19 protein-coding genes are annotated in these 17956 nt (G+C 75.5%); 12 read left to right on the top strand and 7 right to left on the bottom strand.

Translation table 11 applies throughout. From position 1 onward, the window contains the following. On the bottom strand, window positions 1–180 hold a 180-nt coding region (locus ABD160_RS20030; protein WP_344024699.1), incomplete at its 3' end, for a hypothetical protein. Window positions 181–473: 293 nt separating this feature from the next. Here ABD160_RS20030 and ABD160_RS20025 point away from each other — a divergent pair. Then, a complete protein-coding gene (locus tag ABD160_RS20025) occupies window positions 474–944 on the top strand; it encodes a hypothetical protein (protein ID WP_344024697.1) in 471 nt (156 codons plus the stop codon). Between the two features lie 12 nt (window positions 945–956). Here the strand turns inward: ABD160_RS20025 and yaaA are convergent, their stop codons facing one another. Beyond that, on the bottom strand, window positions 957–1706 hold the full coding sequence (yaaA, locus tag ABD160_RS20020; protein WP_344024695.1) for a peroxide stress protein YaaA: 750 nt from the start codon (window positions 1704–1706) through the stop codon (window positions 957–959). 418 nt (window positions 1707–2124) lie between these two features. On the opposite strand from yaaA, the gene ABD160_RS20015 reads away from it, so the two are divergent. Next, a complete protein-coding gene (locus tag ABD160_RS20015; RefSeq protein WP_344024693.1) occupies window positions 2125–3435 on the top strand; it encodes a bifunctional o-acetylhomoserine/o-acetylserine sulfhydrylase in 1311 nt (436 codons plus the stop codon). Between the two features lie 13 nt (window positions 3436–3448). Further along, window positions 3449–4579, top strand: a complete 1131-nt coding sequence (gene metX, locus ABD160_RS20010; RefSeq protein WP_344024692.1) for a homoserine O-acetyltransferase MetX — start codon at window positions 3449–3451, stop codon at window positions 4577–4579. 33 nt (window positions 4580–4612) lie between these two features. Here the strand turns inward: metX and ABD160_RS20005 are convergent, their stop codons facing one another. After that, on the bottom strand, window positions 4613–5032 hold the full coding sequence (locus ABD160_RS20005) for a PPOX class F420-dependent oxidoreductase (RefSeq protein ID WP_344024690.1): 420 nt from the start codon (window positions 5030–5032) through the stop codon (window positions 4613–4615). Window positions 5033–5130: 98 nt separating this feature from the next. Between ABD160_RS20005 and ABD160_RS20000 the strand changes: the two genes are divergently transcribed. Next, window positions 5131–6876: a proline--tRNA ligase gene (locus ABD160_RS20000; protein WP_344024688.1), complete on the top strand. Its 1746-nt coding sequence runs from the start codon at window positions 5131–5133 to the stop codon at window positions 6874–6876. Window positions 6877–6987: 111 nt separating this feature from the next. On the opposite strand, the gene ABD160_RS19995 is transcribed toward ABD160_RS20000, so the two are convergent. Further along, window positions 6988–7758 carry a hypothetical protein gene (locus ABD160_RS19995; RefSeq protein WP_344024686.1) on the bottom strand — a complete coding sequence of 257 codons (771 nt, stop codon included), beginning with the start codon at window positions 7756–7758 and terminating at the stop codon, window positions 6988–6990. An 81-nt stretch (window positions 7759–7839) separates the two neighbouring features. Continuing rightward, the gene (locus tag ABD160_RS19990) at window positions 7840–8250 is read right to left on the bottom strand and encodes a secondary thiamine-phosphate synthase enzyme YjbQ (RefSeq protein ID WP_344024684.1); all 411 of its coding nucleotides are present in this window, start codon (window positions 8248–8250) and stop codon (window positions 7840–7842) included. 37 nt (window positions 8251–8287) lie between these two features. Here ABD160_RS19990 and ABD160_RS19985 point away from each other — a divergent pair, with 37 nt between their 5' ends. Then, a complete protein-coding gene (locus ABD160_RS19985) occupies window positions 8288–9352 on the top strand; it encodes an aminotransferase class V-fold PLP-dependent enzyme (RefSeq protein WP_344024682.1) in 1065 nt (354 codons plus the stop codon). Window positions 9353–9421: 69 nt separating this feature from the next. On the opposite strand, the gene ABD160_RS19980 is transcribed toward ABD160_RS19985, so the two are convergent. Together ABD160_RS19980 and ABD160_RS19975 are read right to left on the bottom strand one after the other, a co-directional pair. Continuing rightward, window positions 9422–9904, bottom strand: coding sequence for a ferritin-like domain-containing protein (locus tag ABD160_RS19980; RefSeq protein WP_344024680.1), 483 nt, complete (start codon window positions 9902–9904; stop codon window positions 9422–9424). A 55-nt stretch (window positions 9905–9959) separates the two neighbouring features. Beyond that, entirely contained in the window at window positions 9960–10442 is a 483-nt protein-coding gene (locus ABD160_RS19975; RefSeq protein ID WP_344024678.1) for a hypothetical protein, read from the bottom strand. Between the two features lie 275 nt (window positions 10443–10717). On the opposite strand from ABD160_RS19975, the gene rimP reads away from it, so the two are divergent. The 7 genes from rimP to ABD160_RS19940 all read left to right on the top strand — a co-directional run bounded on the left by rimP (window position 10718) and on the right by ABD160_RS19940 (window position 17897). Beyond that, window positions 10718–11281 carry a ribosome maturation factor RimP gene (gene rimP / locus ABD160_RS19970; protein ID WP_344024675.1) on the top strand — a complete coding sequence of 188 codons (564 nt, stop codon included), beginning with the start codon at window positions 10718–10720 and terminating at the stop codon, window positions 11279–11281. Next, the gene (gene nusA, locus ABD160_RS19965) at window positions 11278–12318 is read left to right on the top strand and encodes a transcription termination factor NusA (protein ID WP_344024673.1); all 1041 of its coding nucleotides are present in this window, start codon (window positions 11278–11280) and stop codon (window positions 12316–12318) included. The genes rimP and nusA overlap by 4 nt, the downstream gene beginning before the upstream one ends. Window positions 12319–12347: 29 nt before the next feature. Further along, window positions 12348–12725, top strand: a complete 378-nt coding sequence (locus ABD160_RS19960) for a YlxR family protein (RefSeq protein WP_344024671.1) — start codon at window positions 12348–12350, stop codon at window positions 12723–12725. A gap of 97 nt (window positions 12726–12822) precedes the next feature. Further along, the gene (gene infB / locus ABD160_RS19955; RefSeq protein WP_344024670.1) at window positions 12823–15867 is read left to right on the top strand and encodes a translation initiation factor IF-2; all 3045 of its coding nucleotides are present in this window, start codon (window positions 12823–12825) and stop codon (window positions 15865–15867) included. Between the two features lie 77 nt (window positions 15868–15944). Next, window positions 15945–16235, top strand: coding sequence for a DUF503 domain-containing protein (locus ABD160_RS19950; protein ID WP_344024668.1), 291 nt, complete (start codon window positions 15945–15947; stop codon window positions 16233–16235). Between the two features lie 211 nt (window positions 16236–16446). Beyond that, window positions 16447–16893, top strand: a complete 447-nt coding sequence (gene rbfA, locus ABD160_RS19945) for a 30S ribosome-binding factor RbfA (RefSeq protein WP_344024666.1) — start codon at window positions 16447–16449, stop codon at window positions 16891–16893. Further along, window positions 16890–17897 carry a DHH family phosphoesterase gene (locus ABD160_RS19940; protein ID WP_344024664.1) on the top strand — a complete coding sequence of 336 codons (1008 nt, stop codon included), beginning with the start codon at window positions 16890–16892 and terminating at the stop codon, window positions 17895–17897. Before rbfA ends, ABD160_RS19940 begins: the two co-directional genes overlap by 4 nt. Window positions 17898–17956: the final 59 nt, after the last annotated feature.

Here is a 17956-nt window from a genome sequence, read left to right as displayed (position 1 = left end):
GCGCGGACCGCGGCCGGGCTGCCCGCCGCCGGCCTCGGCGCGGTCGGCACGGGGCCGCTCGCCGGCCGGGGCCGCCGATGCGGTCGCCCCGGCGGGCCGGGTGGCCCGGCGGCGGGACGGCCGTGCGTCGGTGGTGTGACCCGCGTCGGACGACGGCGGGCGGAACTGGGGCCTGGTCACAGGTCTCCTCGCGTGACGTGGCACGTCCTGCGGAGACCTCGGAAGCGGGTGCTCGGCCGACGGGCCCGGGCGCGGCTGGGCGTCCTCGCTGCGCGCGCTCCGTGATGGGAAGGCTCGGCCCGGCAGCTGGGTGGCCGGGCACTCGTGAGATCAGCGTACGCCCCGTGCCGCGCTCCGCATCCGGCGGTGCCGCAGGACATCTGACATCTGTCACGGCTACCCCGTGCAACGCTGCGGTGAACGGGTGACAACCGGACGTTCCGGGTGAACGCGACGCCCGGCACGATGGTGTCATGATCGAGCAGCTGAACGCGTTCGTCGACACCCTGCACCCGCTGGTGCAGGTGCTCGCCGTGCTGGTGATCGGGATCGTGCCGTTCCTGGAGTCCTACGCGGGCGCCGGTATCGGGGTCGTGGCGGGGATGCCGGTGGCGCTCGCGGTGACGGCGGCGGTGGTCGGCAACCTGATCGCACTGGCCGTCGCGGTCTGGCTGGGGGACCGGGCCCGGCGGGGCCTCACGAGCGGCACGGCGAAGCCGCAGAGCGAGCGGCGCCGCAAGCTGCTCGCCCGCGTCGACCGCTACGGCGTGCCGATCGCCTCGCTCGCCGCCCCGAGCCTGCTGGCCATCTCGATCACCGCGTTCGCGATGGTCGCGGCCGGGCTGAACCGGCAGCAGGTGATCATCTGGCAGGTGGTCACCGTCGTCGTCTGGGGGATCGCGTTCGGCGCGCTCGCGCTCGGCGCGGTCAACGCGCTCAGCTGACCGGGGCCGGTCTCAGGCCGGGATCACCAGGTCCAGGTGGTCGCCGGTGCGTTCCACGACGTGCCCGGCCCGGCGGGCGATCCGGGCGACGGCCCCGGCATCGGCCGGCTCGGCCCGCGACGTCGCCAGCAGCCGCGCCAGCCCGCCCTTGTGCGACTTGTTGTGGTGGCTGACCACCGACCGCGAGCCGTCCGGGCGCTCGGCCAGCACGTTCACCGTCACCGCGCCCGGCACCGCCCCGAGTGCCGCGTAGCCGCCGGAACGCAGATCGACCACCAGCTCACCGCCCGCGATCCGGCCGAGCAGCGGATCCAGCACCGGCCGCCAGCGCGCGGCGAGCGTCCCCGCACCGGGCAGCTTCGAGCCCGCCGAGAGCCGGTAGGCCGGGATCGGGTCGTCGGCGCCGAGCAGCCCGAACAGCGCCGAACAGACCGCCAGCCGGGCTCGGGCCCGGTCCCGGGTCGCCCGGGTCAGCGAGCCGGCGTCGAGCGCGTCGTAGAGCACCCCGGTGTAGCGGTCCAGCGCGGGCAGCGTCGGCGAGCTCCACAGCGCGGCGTTGCGCCCGATCTCGGCGTCCTGGCGCTGGGACACGCCCAGCGCGGCCCGGGCGGCCGGGACGTCCGCGGCCAGCGCGACCAGCTCGTCGCACAGCTCCTTGCGGGCCGCGCCCAGCTCGGCGTCGTGGGACAGCGCGGCCAGATCCAGCGGGGCGCCGTCCCCGCCGGGGCGCTTGGTCTCCGAGGGCGGAAGCAGCACGAGCACGGGTCGCCACCCTAGTGGCCCGGCGGACGGCCCCGGCGCGCACCGGACACCGCCGCCGGGGCCCTGTCACCCCGCCCGGCCGGGGCCGTGTCATCGCGCCCGGCCGGGGCTGTGTCGTCGCGCCCTACCGGGGCTGTGTCGTCGCGCCCGACCGGGGCGTTGTGCCGGACGGAGTACCGGACTAGGTTTCCGGGCGTGACCTGCCTCGTGGCGCGCCTCCACGTCGACTTCATGCGGATCACGAGCGCGACCTGTCGCCCCTGTCGCTGACCTCGTGCTCGACCCGGCCGGTGCGGCGACCGCACCGGCCGCATCCCTCCGCCGACCCGACCGCCGACGCCGCAGGCGTCCTCCCGCCGGTCCCGCACGGACCGGCATCCGACCGCCGACGGTGACGGCCGATACCGAGGAGTTCCTCATGACCGACCCCGACAAGACCGCATCCTGGTCCTTCGAGACCAAGCAGGTGCACGCCGGCGCCGCCCCGGACCCCACGACGGGTGCCCGGGCGACCCCGATCTACCAGACGACGTCGTACGCGTTCCGGGACACCGAGCACGCCGCGAACCTGTTCGGGCTCGCCGAGTTCGGCAACATCTACACCCGGATCATGAACCCCACGCAGGACGTGCTGGAGCAGCGCGTCGCCGCGCTGGAGGGCGGCGCCGCCGCGCTCGCCGTCGCCTCCGGGCAGGCCGCGCAGCACCTCGCGGTGCAGAACATCGCCGAGGTCGGGGACCACATCGTCTCCAGCGCCTCGCTCTACGGCGGCACCTACAACCAGTTCCACTACACGTTCCCGAAGCTCGGGATCGAGGTCTCCTTCGTCGAGAACCCGGACGACCTCGAGGAGTGGAAGGCCGCGATCCGGCCGAACACCAAGGCGCTCTACGCCGAGACCCTGGGCAACCCGCGCGGCAACGTGCTCGACATCCGCGGCGTCGCCGACGTCGCGCACGCGGCCGGGCTGCCGCTGATCGTCGACAACACGGTCCCGACCCCGTACCTGGTCCGCCCGATCGAGCACGGCGCCGACATCGTGGTGCACTCGCTGACCAAGTTCCTCGGCGGCCACGGCACCTCGATCGGCGGCATCATCGTCGACTCCGGGAAGTTCGACTGGGTCGGCAACGCCGACAAGTTCCCCGGGCTCACCACCCCGGACCCGAGCTACCACGGCGCCGTGTTCACCGACGCCGTCGGGCCGATCGCCTACATCATCAAGGCCCGGGTGCAGCTGCTGCGCGACCTCGGCCCGGCGATCTCCCCGCAGAACGCCTTCCTGATCATCCAGGGCATCGAGACGCTGTCCCTGCGGATCGAGCGGCACAACCAGAACGCGCAGGCCCTCGCCGAGTGGCTGGAGGCGCGCGACGAGGTCGAGAAGGTGCACTACGCCGGCCTGGAGTCCTCGCCCTGGCACGCCGCGCAGCAGAAGTACCTGCCCCGCGGCGGCGGCGCGATCGTGGCCTTCGAGCTGCAGGGCGGCGTCGAGGCGGGCAAGAAGTTCGTCGACGCGCTGGAGCTGCACAGCCACCTCGCCAACATCGGCGACGTCCGCAGCCTGGTGATCCACCCGGCGTCCACCACGCACAGCCAGCTGTCCGCCGAGGAGCAGCTGGCCTCCGGCGTCACCCCGGGCCTGGTCCGGCTCTCGGTCGGCCTGGAGGGCATCGAGGACATCAAGGCGGACCTGGACGCCGGTTTCCGGGCGTCGAAGGGCGCCTGATCTTCTGTTGGACGTGAGAACCACACCGCCCCCTCCCGCCACCGGTGCGTGGCGGGAGGGGGACGACCCCGGCCGACGACGGTTCCTGGACCTGCCCGCCCCGCTGAAGCTGGAGGCGGGCGGTGAGCTGCCCGCGGTGCGGCTGTCCTACGAGACCTGGGGCGAGCTCGCCCCGGACCGGTCGAACGCCGTCCTCGTGCTGCACGCGCTGACCGGGGACACCCACCTGGAGGGCCCGGCCGGCCCCGGGCACCCGACGGCGGGCTGGTGGCCCGGGCTGATCGAGCCCGGCGGCCCGCTGGACCCGGCGCGCTGGTTCGTCGTCGCACCCAACGCGATCGGCGGCTGCCAGGGCAGCACCGGGCCGGCGTCGGCGGCGCCGGACGGCCGGCCGTGGGGGAGCCGGTTCCCGGTGGTCACCGTGCGGGACACGGTGGCCGCCGAGCAGTACCTGGCCGACGCGCTCGGCATCGACGCGTTCGCCTGCGTGATCGGCGGCTCGATGGGGTCGATGCGCTCGCTGGAGTGGGCGGCCACCGAGCCGGACCGGGTGGCGCGGCTGTTCCTGCTGGCCGGGCCCGCCGCGTCGTCGGCGGACCAGATCGGCTGGGCGAACCCGCAGATCGAGGCGATCCGGGCCGACCCGCACTGGCACGGCGGCGACTACCACGAGCTGCCGGAGGGGCCGTGGCGCGGGCTCGGGATCGCCCGCCGGATCGCGCACCTCAGCTACCGCTCGGGCTACGAGCTGGCGACCCGGTTCGGCCGCGACCCGCAGGCCGCCGAGGACCCGTTCGACGGCGGCCGCTACGCCGTCGAGTCCTACCTGGACCATCACGCGGCCAAGCTGGTGCACCGGTTCGACGCCGCGTCCTACGTGCGGCTGACCCAGCTGATGAACCACCACGACGTCGGCCGGGACCGCGGCGGCGTCGCCTCCGCGCTGGCCCGGGTGCGGGCCAGGACCTTCGTCGCCGGGGTGACCTCGGACCGGCTGTACCCGCTCGCCGAGCAGGAGGAGCTGGCCGCCGGGATCCCGAACGCCGATCCGCTCAAGGTGATCGACTCGCCGTACGGCCACGACGGCTTCCTGGTCGAGACCCCGACGGTGGCCCGGCTGCTCGCCGAGCTCCTGGACTCCTGAGCGTCAGGCCCGCTCAGGCCGGCTCGGGCCCGCTCAGACCCGCTCGCCGTAGACGCGCTGCACCCGGATCGTCACCAGCACTCGCCGGTCGGCGACCATGACCTGGCGGTACTCGTCCCAGTCCGGGTGCTCGCCGGCGGCGTCCCGGTACCAGTCGACGAGCGCCTGCACGGCCGGGCCGTCGGGGGAGTCGTCCGGGCCGGCGATCTCGACCGGGCCCTCGGCGGTCGCCCAGGCCCGGCCGTCCGCGCTCTCCACGGACAGCGCCGCGCGCGGGTCCCGGCGCAGGTTCGCGGTCTTCGCCCGGCCCTCGGTCATCGAGATCCGGATCGTCCCGGCCGCCCGGTCGTAGTGCGGCGTGACCGGCGACAGCTGCGGCATGCCGCTGCGCTTGATCGTCGCCAGCGTGCCCTGTGCCGCCTTCTCGAGCAGCTCGTGCTGTTCCTCACCCATGTCCGGGCAACCCGCGGGCGGCCCGGCGTGTTCCCGCTCACGGACCCGGGGGAGAACCGGGGTGAAGCGGCACCGGGGTCGTCGCTACGCTGCTGCGGGTGTTGACCCGGATGTCGTCGCTGTTCCTGCGGACCCTGCGCGAGGACCCGGCCGACGCGGAGGTGCCCAGCCACAAGCTGCTGGTCCGCGCCGGCTACGTCCGTCGCGTCGCCCCGGGCGTCTACTCCTGGCTGCCGCTCGGCCTCAAGGTGCTCCGCCGCATCGAGGCCGTCGTGCGCGAGGAGATGGACGCGATGGGCGCCCAGGAGATCCAGTTCCCGGCGCTGCTGCCGCGCGAGCCGTACGAGACGACGAACCGGTGGACCGAGTACGGCCCGAACCTGTTCCGGCTCCAGGACCGCAAGGGCGGCGACTACCTGCTCGGCCCCACCCACGAGGAGCTGTTCACGCTCGCGGTGAAGGGCGAGTACTCGTCCTACAAGGACTTCCCGGTCGTGCTCTACCAGATCCAGACCAAGTACCGCGACGAGGAGCGGCCGCGCGCCGGCATCCTGCGCGGCCGCGAGTTCCTGATGAAGGACTCCTACTCGTTCGACCTGTCCGACGACGGCCTGGCCGAGTCCTACCGGCGGCACCGCGACACCTACGTGCGGATCTTCGACCGGCTCGGGCTGGACTACGTGATCGTCGCGGCCACCTCCGGCGCGATGGGCGGCTCGGCCTCCGAGGAGTTCCTGGCGGAGTCGCCCACCGGGGAGGACACCTTCGTCCGCGGGCCCGGCGGGTACGCGGCGAACGTCGAGGCCGTGACGACGCCTGCGCCCCCGGCGATCCCGCTCGACGGGCTGCCCGCCGCGCAGGTGCACCACACCCCGGACACCCCGACCATCGACACCCTGGTCGACTTCCTCAACGCCGCCGGGGAGCGCCGCTTCACCGCCGCGGACACCCTGAAGAACGTGCTGGTCAAGACCCGCGCACCGGGGGCGAAGGACTGGGAGCTGCTCGGCGTCGGCGTCCCCGGGGACCGCGAGGTCGACCTGAAGCGGCTCGGGGCGTCGCTGGAGCCCGCCGAGGTGGCGCTGCTCGACGAGGCCGACTTCGCCCGCAACGCCTTCCTGGTCAAGGGCTACATCGGGCCGGGCGCGCTGGCCGCGAACGGCGTCCGCTACCTCGTCGACCCGCGGATCGTGACCGGCACCGCGTGGGTGACCGGCGCCGACAAGGCCGACCACCACGTCGTCGACCTGGTGTGCGGGCGGGACTTCACCCCGGACGGCACGATCGAGGCCGCCGAGGTGCGCGCCGGTGATCCGTCGCCGGACGGCGAGGGCGTGCTGGAGGCGGCCCGCGGCATCGAGATCGGGCACATCTTCCAGCTCGGCCGCAAGTACGCCGACGCGTTCGGGCTGGACGCGCTCGGCCCGGACTCGAAGCCGGTCCGGATCACGATGGGCTCCTACGGCGTCGGCGTCTCCCGGCTGGTCGCGGTGATCGCCGAGCAGAGCCACGACGAGCACGGCCTGGTCTGGCCGCGCACGGTCGCGCCCTACGACGTGCACGTGGTCGTCGCGGGCAAGTCCGCGGAGCTGCTGGCCGGTGGCGAGGAGATCGCCGCCGAGCTGGAGCGGCAGGGCCTGGACGTGCTGCTCGACGACCGCAAGGCGTCGCCGGGCGTGAAGTTCGCCGACGCCGAGCTGGTCGGCGTCCCGACGATCGTGGTCGTCGGGCGCGGGCTGGCCGACGGGAAGGTCGAGCTGAAGGACCGGGCGAGCGGCGAGCGCACCGAGATCGCCCGCGCGGGCGTCGCCGAGCACGTCGCCGGGATCGTCCGGGGCGCCTGACCCGCACCGGACACCCCGGACACACCGGACGCGGCGGTCCGGCCGCCGGGTCACCCGGTCCGGCCGCCGGGGCGGGCGGGCGTGGGGCCGGATGCGGCCCTCCGCCCGGGCTCAGCCCGGGCGGACCGCCGACGCCGCCAGCTCGCCGGGCGCCGCCCGGCTCACCGGATCGCCCGGCCCGCCCGCGGCGTCGGCGGCGACGACCAGCATCGCCACCCCGGTCGAGCCGTCCCTGGCCCGGGTGCGCGGCACCGCGAGCACCCCGACGGTGCCGTCGGTCGCGCGGCAGCCGGCCTGCCCGGCGGCCGTCCCGTCGGTGCGCACGGTCGCCTCGACCCACACGCCGTCCTCGGCGCCGTCGGGCCCCGGGCGCGGACCGGCCGGGCCGACCGCGACCTGCGGGGTGGCGCCCGCGTAGGCGGCCTCGCCGGCGCCGCGGGCGAACGCCATGGCCGCCTCCTCGACGCTCGTCCCGGCCGGGACGGCGACCAGCGCGGCCGCGGCCACCCCGCGCGGCGCCGGATCGGCCGGGCACTGCCCGGCCGCGAACGGCGGCACCTCGGCGAGCCGGGTGAACGGCACCCCGAACACCTCCAGCGGCGGCGCACCCGCCGGGGCGGCCGTCCAGCCGTCCGGCGGTGTCACCGCGAACGTGTCCGGCGGTGCCGGGGCGGCCGGTGCCGGGGGCGCCGCGGCCGGCGCCGCGGGGGCGTCGCCGATCCCGGTCAGCGCCGCGACCGTGCCCGCGACGAGCAGCACCGCGACCAGCGCGGCGAGCACCGGACGGAGCCGGCGTACACCGGAAGGGGGAGCGGGCTCGCCCGGGCGGGCCTGTGCGGCCGCACCCGGACGGCCGGTCGTCGACGTCCGGCCGGAGTTCACCGGCGCAGCCTACGACCGACCGCGCCGGCGGACCGACGGCTCACCGCCGGGCGGCGGCACCGGGTCGTCCGGCGGTCGTCGTCAGCCCGGGAGCAGCGTCAGGCGCACCGACCGGGTCGGGTTGTCGACGTTGGTGTCGACCAGGCAGACCGATTGCCAGGTCCCCAGCGCCGGCCGCCCGCCGATCACCGGGATCGTCGTGGACGGCGGCACGAACGCGGGCAGCACGTGGTCCCGGCCGTGCCCGGCGCTGCCGTGCCGGTGCCGCCAGCGGTCGTCGGCCGGCAGCAGCTCGCGCAGCTGGGCGAGCAGGTCGGCGTCGCTGCCGGCGCCGGTCTCGATCACGGCGATCCCGGCCGTGGCGTGCGGGACGAAGACGTTGAGCAGCCCGTCACCGGCGCCGGCGTCGGCCAGGAATCGCTCGATCCGGGTCGTCAGGTCGACCACGGCCTCCTCGGAACCGGTACGGATGTCGATCAGCTCGCTGTGCACCCTCCGGACCCTAGGACCCTCGTTAGAGTCGGGCAGCGTGGAACGCACGACGACGGTGTTCGGGCGCGAGCTGCCGCTCCGCCCCGGCTACCTCAACACGGCGAGCATCGGCATCCCGCCGCTGGACGCGTCCGCCGCGGTCGCCGACGCGGTCCGGGCCTGGGCCGAGGGCAGGTCCGCACCCCGCGACTTCGACGACGCCGTGGCGACCGCCCGGGCCGGGTTCGCCGCGATCACCGGGGTGCCGGTCGCCGACGTCGCCCAGGGCGCGACGGTGTCCGGGCTGCTCGGGCCGCTCGCCGCCGCCGTCCCGGACGGCGCCCGGGTGCTGGTCGCGAGGGGCGAGTTCGCCAGCGTCACCCGGCCGTTCGCGATGCAGGCGCACCGCGGCGTCCGGATCACCGAGGCGCCGCTCGAGGAGCTGGCCGGGCGGGCGCCGGGGCACGATCTGGTCGCGGTGTCGGTGGTGCAGTCCGCGGACGGCCGGATCGCCGACCTGGACGCGCTGTTCGCGGCCCGCGAGCGGTCCGGGTTCCGGCTGCTGCTCGACGTCACCCAGGCCGCCGGCTGGCTGCCGCTGCGGCTGCACCGGGCGGACGCCGTGGTCGGCGCCGGGTACAAGTGGCTGCTCGGCCCGCGCGGCACCGCCTGGCTGGCCCAGCGACCGTCCTGGGTGGACGGTCCGGGCGGGCGCTGGCCGGACGTCGTCCGGCACGGCGCGGGCTGGTACGGCGCCCAGGACCGGTGGGGAAGCGGTCTGTACACCCCCGATCCGCCGGGGCGGCCCGGTCCGGCGGGCGGTGAGGAGGCGCCGGTGTGGTTCGCGCACGTCGGGTCCGCCGTCACGGTCCCCTGGCTGGCCGCGCTCGATCCGCAGCCGCTGCGCGAGCACTGCGCCGGGCTGGCCGACGCGCTGCGCGAGCGGCTGGGCATGCCGCCCGCCGGCTCGGCGATCGTCGCGGTCCGCACCGAGGGCGCCGCCGAGCGGCTGGCCCGGGCCGGGATCACCGCCGCGGTGCGGGACGGCGCGGCCCGGCTGGCGTTCCACCTGACGAACACCACCGACGACGTCGAGCTCGCCGCGGCGGCGCTGCGCGGCTGATCCGCGGCCGGTCGGCGGCTTGTCGGCGGCTTGTCTGCGGCTCTGCCGGAGCCTGATCCGTCCGGCGGGTCAGCCCCGGCCGGGGAACACCGGGATCGCCGGGCTCTGCTCGGTCGCGCCGCGCCAGAACGCGCACCGCACCGTCGACTCGATCATGCGGGTGAGCCCGGCCTGGCGCATCTCCCGGCTGGGCGCCCGCTCGACCAGCGACCGCCAGGCCGCCGCGGTGTCGGTCTCCGCGGTGACCAGCAGCGCGCTGGCCGACAGCTCGTCGACCACCGGCTGCGGCGGGGTGTACGCCGGCTGCGCCGACACCGGCCGCTCGCCCAGCTCGGTGAGCGCCTCGCTGACCTCGCGGCGCAGCGTCCGGTGCGCCTCCAGCTCGGCGCGGGCCCGGCCCGCGAGATCCGGCGGGAGGAACGCCAACGCCGTCGAGTACGCCCAGATCGCGGCGTGCTCACCGGCCAGCGAACGCTGCAGCGCCTCCTTCGCCACCTGGGCGGACGGCTGCTCGGCGCCGCCGTCCTGGGCGGGCGCGAGATGGCGGTTCACCGGCTGCCTCCTGTCCCCGTGCGGCCCGGCGCTGTGCGAATCACTGCTGTGCGGCTCACTGCAGGGCCACCACGTACGCGGCGCAGCAGGCGGCCACCTCGGCGACCAGCCCGGCCTGCAGCGCGGACGCCTCGATCACCACCTCGCCCGCGGTGCGGGCGGAGCCGTCGACCGAGTCCCGGACGGCGGCGACGTCCGCGGACGGCGGGGTCGCCGGGACCGGCGCCGACCCGGGCGGCCGCCCGCCCGCCTGGTCCAGCGCGGCGGCGTGCTCCAGCCGGGCCGCGCGCAGCGGCTCCAGCCGGCCGGCCAGCGCCGGGTCCGAGGTGACGGCGGCCGCGGCCAGCGCGGCGTCCCGCCGGGCGGCGTCGGCCATCGCCAGCAGCGCCTCGCTCGCGTCGGCCCGCCGGTCGGTGCCGGGCGAGCAGGCCGCGAGCACCGGCGGCAGCGCCACGACCGCGGCCACCGAGGCCAGCACCCGGCGGCGGTCGAGCACCGGTCCGGCCGCACCCGCCACCGCACGTCTCCGGTCCCTCACGAACGGTCATGCTGCCAGCCGGGGTGCGCCCGCCCGTCACCGACCGGGTGGTGCGGACGGGGGATCGGAGGACCGCACCGCGACCGCGGGCGCCCCGATCGAACGCGCTAGGCTCATCGGCCGTCCCCTGCCGTCGTCCGCGTCCGCCCGAGCCGGACGGTGCCCGTACCCGAGACACGCCGCGCAGCGGGGTGCCCGGCTGCGGTCGCGACGGTGCGGGCCGGGTCGGCATCCCGACGGCCGCCGACCGACGCGATCACGAGGAGAGTCACCCGATGCGCAGTCCGGACCCCGCAGCGCTGGCAGACCAGCTGCGCGGCGTGCTCGAGCCGGTGGTCCTGGAGGCCGGGCTGGAGATCGACGCCGTCGAGGTCCGCACCGCCGGGAGGCGGCACGCGGTGAAGCTCGTCGTCGACCTGCCGGAGAGCTCCCCGGCCACCGGCATCGACCTGGACGTCATCGCCCGGCTCAGCCGGACCGCCGCCGCCGAGCTGGACCCGCACGAGCACCTCATCGAGGGCTCCTACACCCTCGAGGTCACCTCGCCCGGGGTGGACCGGCCGCTCACCCGTCCCCGACACTGGCAGCGGAACTTCCTGCGCCTGGCGCGGATCACTCTGACCGGCGGGGACACCCTGGAGGCCAGGATCGGCCGGGCCGGGGACGACCGGGTCGAGGTCGCGGTGCCCGGCCGGAAGCCGGAGCTGCGCGAGATCGCCTACGCCGACGTGGAGCACGCCCAGGTGCAGATCGAGTTCAAGCCCGCCCCGGCGGGCGAGGCCGCGCTGCTCGGCGCCGGCGAGGGAAGTACGGACAGCGCGAACGAGGAGAACCGGTGAACGTCGACATCCCTGCGCTGCGGGCCATCGAGCGGGACAAGGAGATCCCGTTCGAGACGGTGCTCGACGCCATCGAGACGGCGCTGCTGACCGCCTACAAGCACACCGACGGCCACCATCCGGACGCCCGGGTCGAGATCGACCGCAAGACCGGGGTCGTCCGGGTGCTCGCCCGCGACGCCGCCGACCGGGCCGAGGACGGCACCCCCGGTCCCGAGTTCGACGACACCCCGGACGGCTTCGGCCGGGTCGCCGCGACCACCGCCCGCCAGGTGATCGTCCAGCGGCTGCGGGACGCCGAGCACGAGCGCACCTACGGCGAGTTCGCCACCAAGGAGGGCGAGATCGTCGCCGGGGTCGTGCAGCGCGACGCCCGGGCGAACGCCCGCGGCATGGTCGTCGTGGCGCTCGGCGGGTCCGGCGGGACGGAGGCCGTGCTGCCCGCGGCCGAGCAGGTGCCGGGCGAGGTCTACCGGCACGGGGACCGGATCCGCTGCTACGTGATCGGCGTGAACCGCGGCCCGCGCGGGACCTCGATCACGCTGTCGCGCACCCATCCGAACCTGGTCCGCAAGCTGTTCGCGCTGGAGGTCCCCGAGCTCGTCGACGGGACCGTCGAGATCGTGTCGGTGGCCCGCGAGGCCGGCTTCCGGTCCAAGATCGCGGTCCGCTCCACCCGCCCGGGGCTCAACGCGAAGGGCGCGTGCATCGGTCCGATGGGCGCCCGGGTCCGCGGCGTGATGGCCGAGCTGGCCGGCGAGAAGATCGACATCATCGACTGGTCCGAGGACCCCGCCGAGTTCGTCGGCAACGCGCTCTCACCGTCCAAGGTGGTCTCGGTCACGGTGCTGGACGAGCGCGCCCGGATCGCCCGCGTCGTCGTCCCGGACTTCCAGCTGTCGCTGGCGATCGGCAAGGAGGGGCAGAACGCCCGCCTGGCCGCCCGGCTGACCGGCTGGAAGATCGACATCCGGAGCGACGCGGACCCGCGCGACCCGGTCGGCCCGGGCGGTGACCCGGTCGAGGTGTCGTCGTAGCCGGGTGTGCGGCAGGGGCGGGCGAGGGAATGCCCGGTCCGTCCTCTGCGCTACACTCACAGACGGTCCGCGGTCGCGGTCCGTCGCCCGCACGTCCCCGGTCGATCCCGATCCGGACCTGTGTGGGGTGCCGGACCCGGGAACGGGCCGACGCACTGTTGCGGGTGGTCGCGGAGAACGGACATCTCGTCCCGGATCCTCGCCGCCGCCTCCCCGGCCGGGGTGCCTGGTTGCACCCCGCGACGGGGTGCCTGGACCGCGCCGAGCGCCGCTCGGCGTTCAGCCGGGCGTTGCGCGTCCGAGCTCCACTGGACGCCACGGCCGTACGGATCCGGATCCAGGATCAGCAGGGGTCAGGGAGCCTCCCCGGCCCGTCATCGGAAGGAAGCAAGGTCGACCAGTCATGAGCCAGCAGTGAAGATCGCACCATGAACGTGCTTCGACACTAGGTTCGAGGTCGAGCGGGATGCTGCCGCCCGGCCTCCGGTCAGGACAAGGAGAGCAGTGGCAGGCAAGGCCCGCGTGCACGAGCTCGCGAAAGAGCTCGGAATCAGCAGTAAGCAGGTCCTCAGCAAGCTGCAGGACCTCGGGGAGTACGTGAAGTCCCCCTCATCCACCGTCGAGGCCCCCGTCGTGCGCAAGCTGCGCGACGCGATGGCCGCAGGCGGCGGCAACGCCGGTGGCGGTCAGCGCCGCGGCTCCGGTGCCCCCGGCGCCGGTCGCCCGCGTGCCGGTGGCCCCGGCGCCGCAGCGCCGCGCGGCGGTTCCGGCGCCCCGTCGCCGTCCCGCCCGAGCGCCCCGAAGCCCGGCCCGACCCCGGGGGCGTCCTCGCCCTCGCGTCCGGCGCCGAAGGCCGGCCGGCGCCCCGGCGCGGCCGGGCCGGCCGGCCCGGCCCAGGACGCTCCGGCGGCCCGGCCCGAGCAGCCCGCCGCCCGGACCGACGCACCGCGCCCCGGCCCGGCCGCGCCGAAGCCCGGCCCGCAGCCGCAGGCCCCGGCCGCCGACGCGTCGGTCCCGGCCGCTCCGCGCACCGGTCAGCCGGGTCCGCGTCCCGGCCCCCGGCAGGCGCCGCAGGGCGGTCGTCCCGGCGAGGGCCAGGGCGGCCCGCGCCAGGGTGGTGACGGCGGAGCCCGCCAGCCGAAGCCCGGTCCGCGCCAGCCGCGGGTCGGCAACAACCCGTTCGGTGTCGGGCAGGGCTCGCCGAAGCCCGGCCCGCGTCCGGCCGCGCCGCAGCAGGGTGGTCAGCAGGGCGGCGGTGGCGCGAGCGCGCCGGCCGCACGCTCCGGTGAGGCCCCGCCGCGTCCGCCGCGTCCCGGTGGCGGTGCCCCCGGTGCCGGTGGCCCGCGTCCGTCGCCGAACAGCATGCCGCCCCGTCCGAACCCGGGCATGATGCCCGCGCGTCCGGCCGCGGGCCGGCCCGGCGCCGGTGGCCGTGGTGGCCCCGGCGGCGGCCGTGGTGGCCCCGGCGGTCCCGGTGGCGGTCGTGGTGGCCCCGGTGGCGGTCGCGGCGGTCCCGGTGGCGGCGGCGGCGGTGGCGGTTTCCGTCCCGGCGGCGGCGGTCCCGGTGGACCCCCTCCCGGTGGCGGCTTCCGTGGCCGTCCCGGTGGTGGCGGCGGTCGTGGCCGCGGCGGTGCCGCGGGTGCGTTCGGCCGTCCCGGCGGTCCCGCCCGGCGGGGTCGCAAGTCGAAGCGGCAGAAGCGCCAGGAGTTCGACTCGATGGCCGCGCCCTCGGTGGGCGGCGTCCGCCTGCCCAAGGGCAACGGCGAGACGATCCGGCTGCCCCGCGGTGCGTCGCTGACCGACTTCGCGGAGAAGATCAACGCCAACCCGGCATCGCTGGTACAGGTGTTGTTCCACCTCGGTGAGATGGTCACCGCCACGGCGTCGGTGTCGGACGAGGTCCTGGAGCTGCTCGGCCAGGAGATGAACTACCGGGTCCAGGTCGTGTCCCCCGAGGAGGAGGACCGCGAGCTGCTCGAGTCGTTCGACATCGAGTTCGGCGACCTCGGCGACGAGGACGCGCTGGCGGCCCGGCCGCCGGTGGTCACCGTCATGGGTCACGTCGACCACGGCAAGACGCGCCTGCTGGACACGGTCCGCAAGGCCAACGTCCGCGAGGGCGAGGCCGGCGGCATCACCCAGCACATCGGCGCGTACCAGGTGCCGGCCGAGCTGGAGGGCGAGGAGCGGCTCATCACCTTCATCGACACCCCGGGTCACGAGGCGTTCACCGCCATGCGTGCCCGTGGTGCGAAGTCCACCGACATCGCGGTGATCGTGGTGGCGGCGGACGACGGTGTGATGCCGCAGACCGTCGAGTCGATCAACCACGCCCAGGCGGCGGACCTGCCGATCGTGGTCGCGGTCAACAAGATCGACGTCGAGGGCGCCAACCCGGACAAGATCCGTCAGCAGCTCACCGAGTACAACCTGGTGGCCGAGGAGTACGGCGGCGACACCATGTTCGTCGACATCTCCGCGAAGCAGGGCACCAACATCGAGGCCCTGCTCGAGGCGATCCTGCTGACCGCCGACGCGGCGCTCGACCTGCGGGCCAATCCCGACATGGACGCCCAGGGCGTCACCATCGAGGGTCACCTGGACCGCGGCCGCGGCCCGGTCGCCACGGTGCTGGTCCAGCGCGGCACGCTCCGGGTCGGCGACTCGGTCGTCGCGGGCGACGCCTCCGGGCGCGTCCGGCGGATGATCGACGAGCACGGCGCGGACGTCACCGAGGCGCTCCCGTCGCGTCCGGTGCAGGTCATCGGCCTGACGTCGGTCCCGGGTGCGGGCGACACGTTCCTCGTCGTCGACGAGGACCGGGTGGCGCGCCAGATCGCCGACCGGCGGCGTGCCCGCGAGCGGAACGCCGAGCTGGCGTCCCGTCGCAAGCGCGTCAGCCTGGAGGACCTGGACGCCGCGCTGAAGGAGACGAACACCCTCAACCTGATCATCAAGGGTGACAACTCGGGCACCGTCGAGGCGCTCGAGGAAGCCCTGATGAAGCTGGACGTGGGTGAGGAGGTCGAGCTGCGGGTCATCCACCGCGGCGTCGGCGGTATCACCGAGGGCGACATCAACCTCGCCATCGCGGACAACGTCATCGTCATGGGCTTCAACGTCCGTGCCGAGGGCAAGGCCACCGAGCTGGCCAACCGCGAGGGCGTCGAGATCCGCTACTACTCGGTGATCTACCAGGCGATCGACGAGATCGAGGCGGCCCTCAAGGGCATGCTGAAGCCGGAGTACGAGGAGGTCGAGCTGGGCCGCGCGGAGGTCCGCGAGGTCTTCAAGTCCTCCAAGTTCGGCACGATCGCCGGTTGCCTCGTCACCTCCGGGGAGATCCGCCGGAACGCCCGGGCGCGCCTGCTGCGCGACTCGCGGGTGATCCACGAGAACCTCCCGGTGTCCTCGCTGCGCCGGTTCAAGGACGACGTGGTCGAGGTCCGTGAGGGCTACGAGTGCGGTCTGACGCTCGGCAGCTACTCCGACATCAAGGTCGACGACGTCATCGAGACGTTCGAGATGCGGGAGAAGCCGCGGGCCTGACCCAGGTCAGCCAGGCGGGGCGGTCGGTGTACACCGGCCGCCCCGCCTGTTTCCCGTCCACCCGTCGTGGAGGTCCGATGTACGTCGGCGCGCTGGAGTGCGACGTGCTGCTCGGCGACGTCCGGTCGCTGAAGCAGAAGCGGTCGGTGGTGCGCCCGCTGCTGGCCGAGCTGCGCAGGTTCGAGGTGGCGGCCGCCGAGGCCGGCCACCAGGAGCTGTACCGCAGGGCGCTGATCGGGGTCAGCTGTGTGTCCGGCGACCCGGCGCACGCGCGGGCCCTGCTGGAGCGCTGCGAGCGGCTGGTCGCGGGCCGTCCCGAACTCGAACTGCTGTCCGCCCGGACCCGGCTGATCGGCCCGGACGACTGAGCCGATGACCGAACCTGCGACCGGGCCGATGACCGGGCCGATGACCGGGCCGACGACCGGGCCGATGCCTGGGCCGATCGCTGGGCCGACGACCGGGCCGATCGCTGGGCCGACGACCGAACCGACGACTGAACCGACGCTGCGCGCGCGCCACCCGACCGGCCGCCGCGCATAGACTCTGCCGCGGAAATGCCGGTGGAAGGAGCACGACATGGTCGACCACGCGCGCGCACGCAAGCTCGCCAAGCGGATCTCGCAGATCGTCGCCGAGGCGCTGGAACACGAGGTCAAGGACCCGCGGCTGTCGATGGTCACGATCACCGACACCCGGGTCACCGGCGACCTGCGGGAGGCGACCGTCTACTACACCGTGATGGGGGCGTCGCTGGACGAGGCACCGGACACCGCGGGCGCCGCGGCCGCGCTGGACAGCGCGACCGGCGTGCTGCGCAGCCGGGTCGGCCAGCAGACCGGGGTCCGGCACACCCCCAGCCTCGCCTTCGTCCTGGACCAGGTCCCGGACGAGGCCCGGCGGATGGAGGAGCTGCTGGCCCGCACCCGCGCCTCGGACGCCGAGGTGGCCCGGCTGGCCGCGTCGGCGTCGCCGGCCGGTGACGCCGATCCCTACCGGGCCCCGCGCGACTCCGAGTCGGAGTGAGCGGGCCCGGATCGGACCAGCCGCTGCCCGGTCCCGGCCCGGTCGACCCGGCCGGGGCCGCGGCGGTGCTGCGGGCGGCCCGCGACGTGCTCGTCGTCGGGCACGTCCGGCCGGACGCCGACGCCGCGGGCAGCGCGATCGCGCTCGCCACCGCGCTGCACCGGGCGGGCGTACCGGCCACCGTCTCCTTCGGCGGGCCGGATCCGGTGTCGGCGAGCCTCGCCGTCCTCGATCCGGACGGCCTGGTCGTCCCGTCGACGAGCGCGCCCGCCGCGCCCGACCTGCTGGTGACCTGCGACGTGTCGTCGGCGCACCGGCTCGGTGACCTGGCCGGCCGGCTGGACACCGCCCGGGAGTCCCTCGCGGTCGACCATCACGCGTCGTTCACCCCGTTCGCCACCCGGCACCTGGTCGATCCGGCGGCGCCGGCCACCGTGCTGCTGGTCCGGGCCGTCCTCGGCGAGCTCGGCACCGAGCTCGATCCGGTGCTGGCCCGCGCGCTGTTCGCCGGGCTCTACACCGACACCGGCGGGTTCCGCTGGGGCGGCTCGGAGGCGCTGCGCCTCGGCGCGGAACTGGTCGACGCCGGCGCCGAACCGCGCGGGTTGATGCGCGAGCTCACCGGGACCCGCCCGTTCGGCTGGCTGGCCGCCCAGGCCGCGGTGCTCGCCGGGGCGCGGCGGGAGCCCGCCGCGGCCGGCGGTGCCGGGCTGGTGTGGGCGGCCGTCGACGTCGACACCGCCACCCGGTTCCGGGACCAGACCCTCACCGTCGTCGGGCAGCTGCTCGCGACGGCGGGCGACGGGGTGGCCGCACTGCTCACCGAGAGCGAGCCGGACATGTGGTCGGTGTCGTTGCGCGGCACCGGCTCCCCGGACCTGTCCCGGGTGGCGACCGCGCTCGGCGGCGGCGGGCACCCGGCCGCGGCCGGGTTCGAGCGCGGCGGCACCCGCGACGAGCTCCTCACCCTGCTGCGCGCCGAGCTGGCGAGCGCGACCGGCTGACCACCGCCCGCCCACCGGCGTACACCGGTACGCCATCCGGGCGCGGTAGGAACCGGGCC

It is taken from the genome of Pseudonocardia kongjuensis (genome assembly GCF_039526905.1).
In the GTDB taxonomy this organism is placed as follows: domain Bacteria; phylum Actinomycetota; class Actinomycetes; order Mycobacteriales; family Pseudonocardiaceae; genus Pseudonocardia; species Pseudonocardia kongjuensis.
The sequence above is the reverse complement of the archived record's forward strand: the minus strand, read 5'-3'. Positions and strand labels throughout refer to the sequence as shown.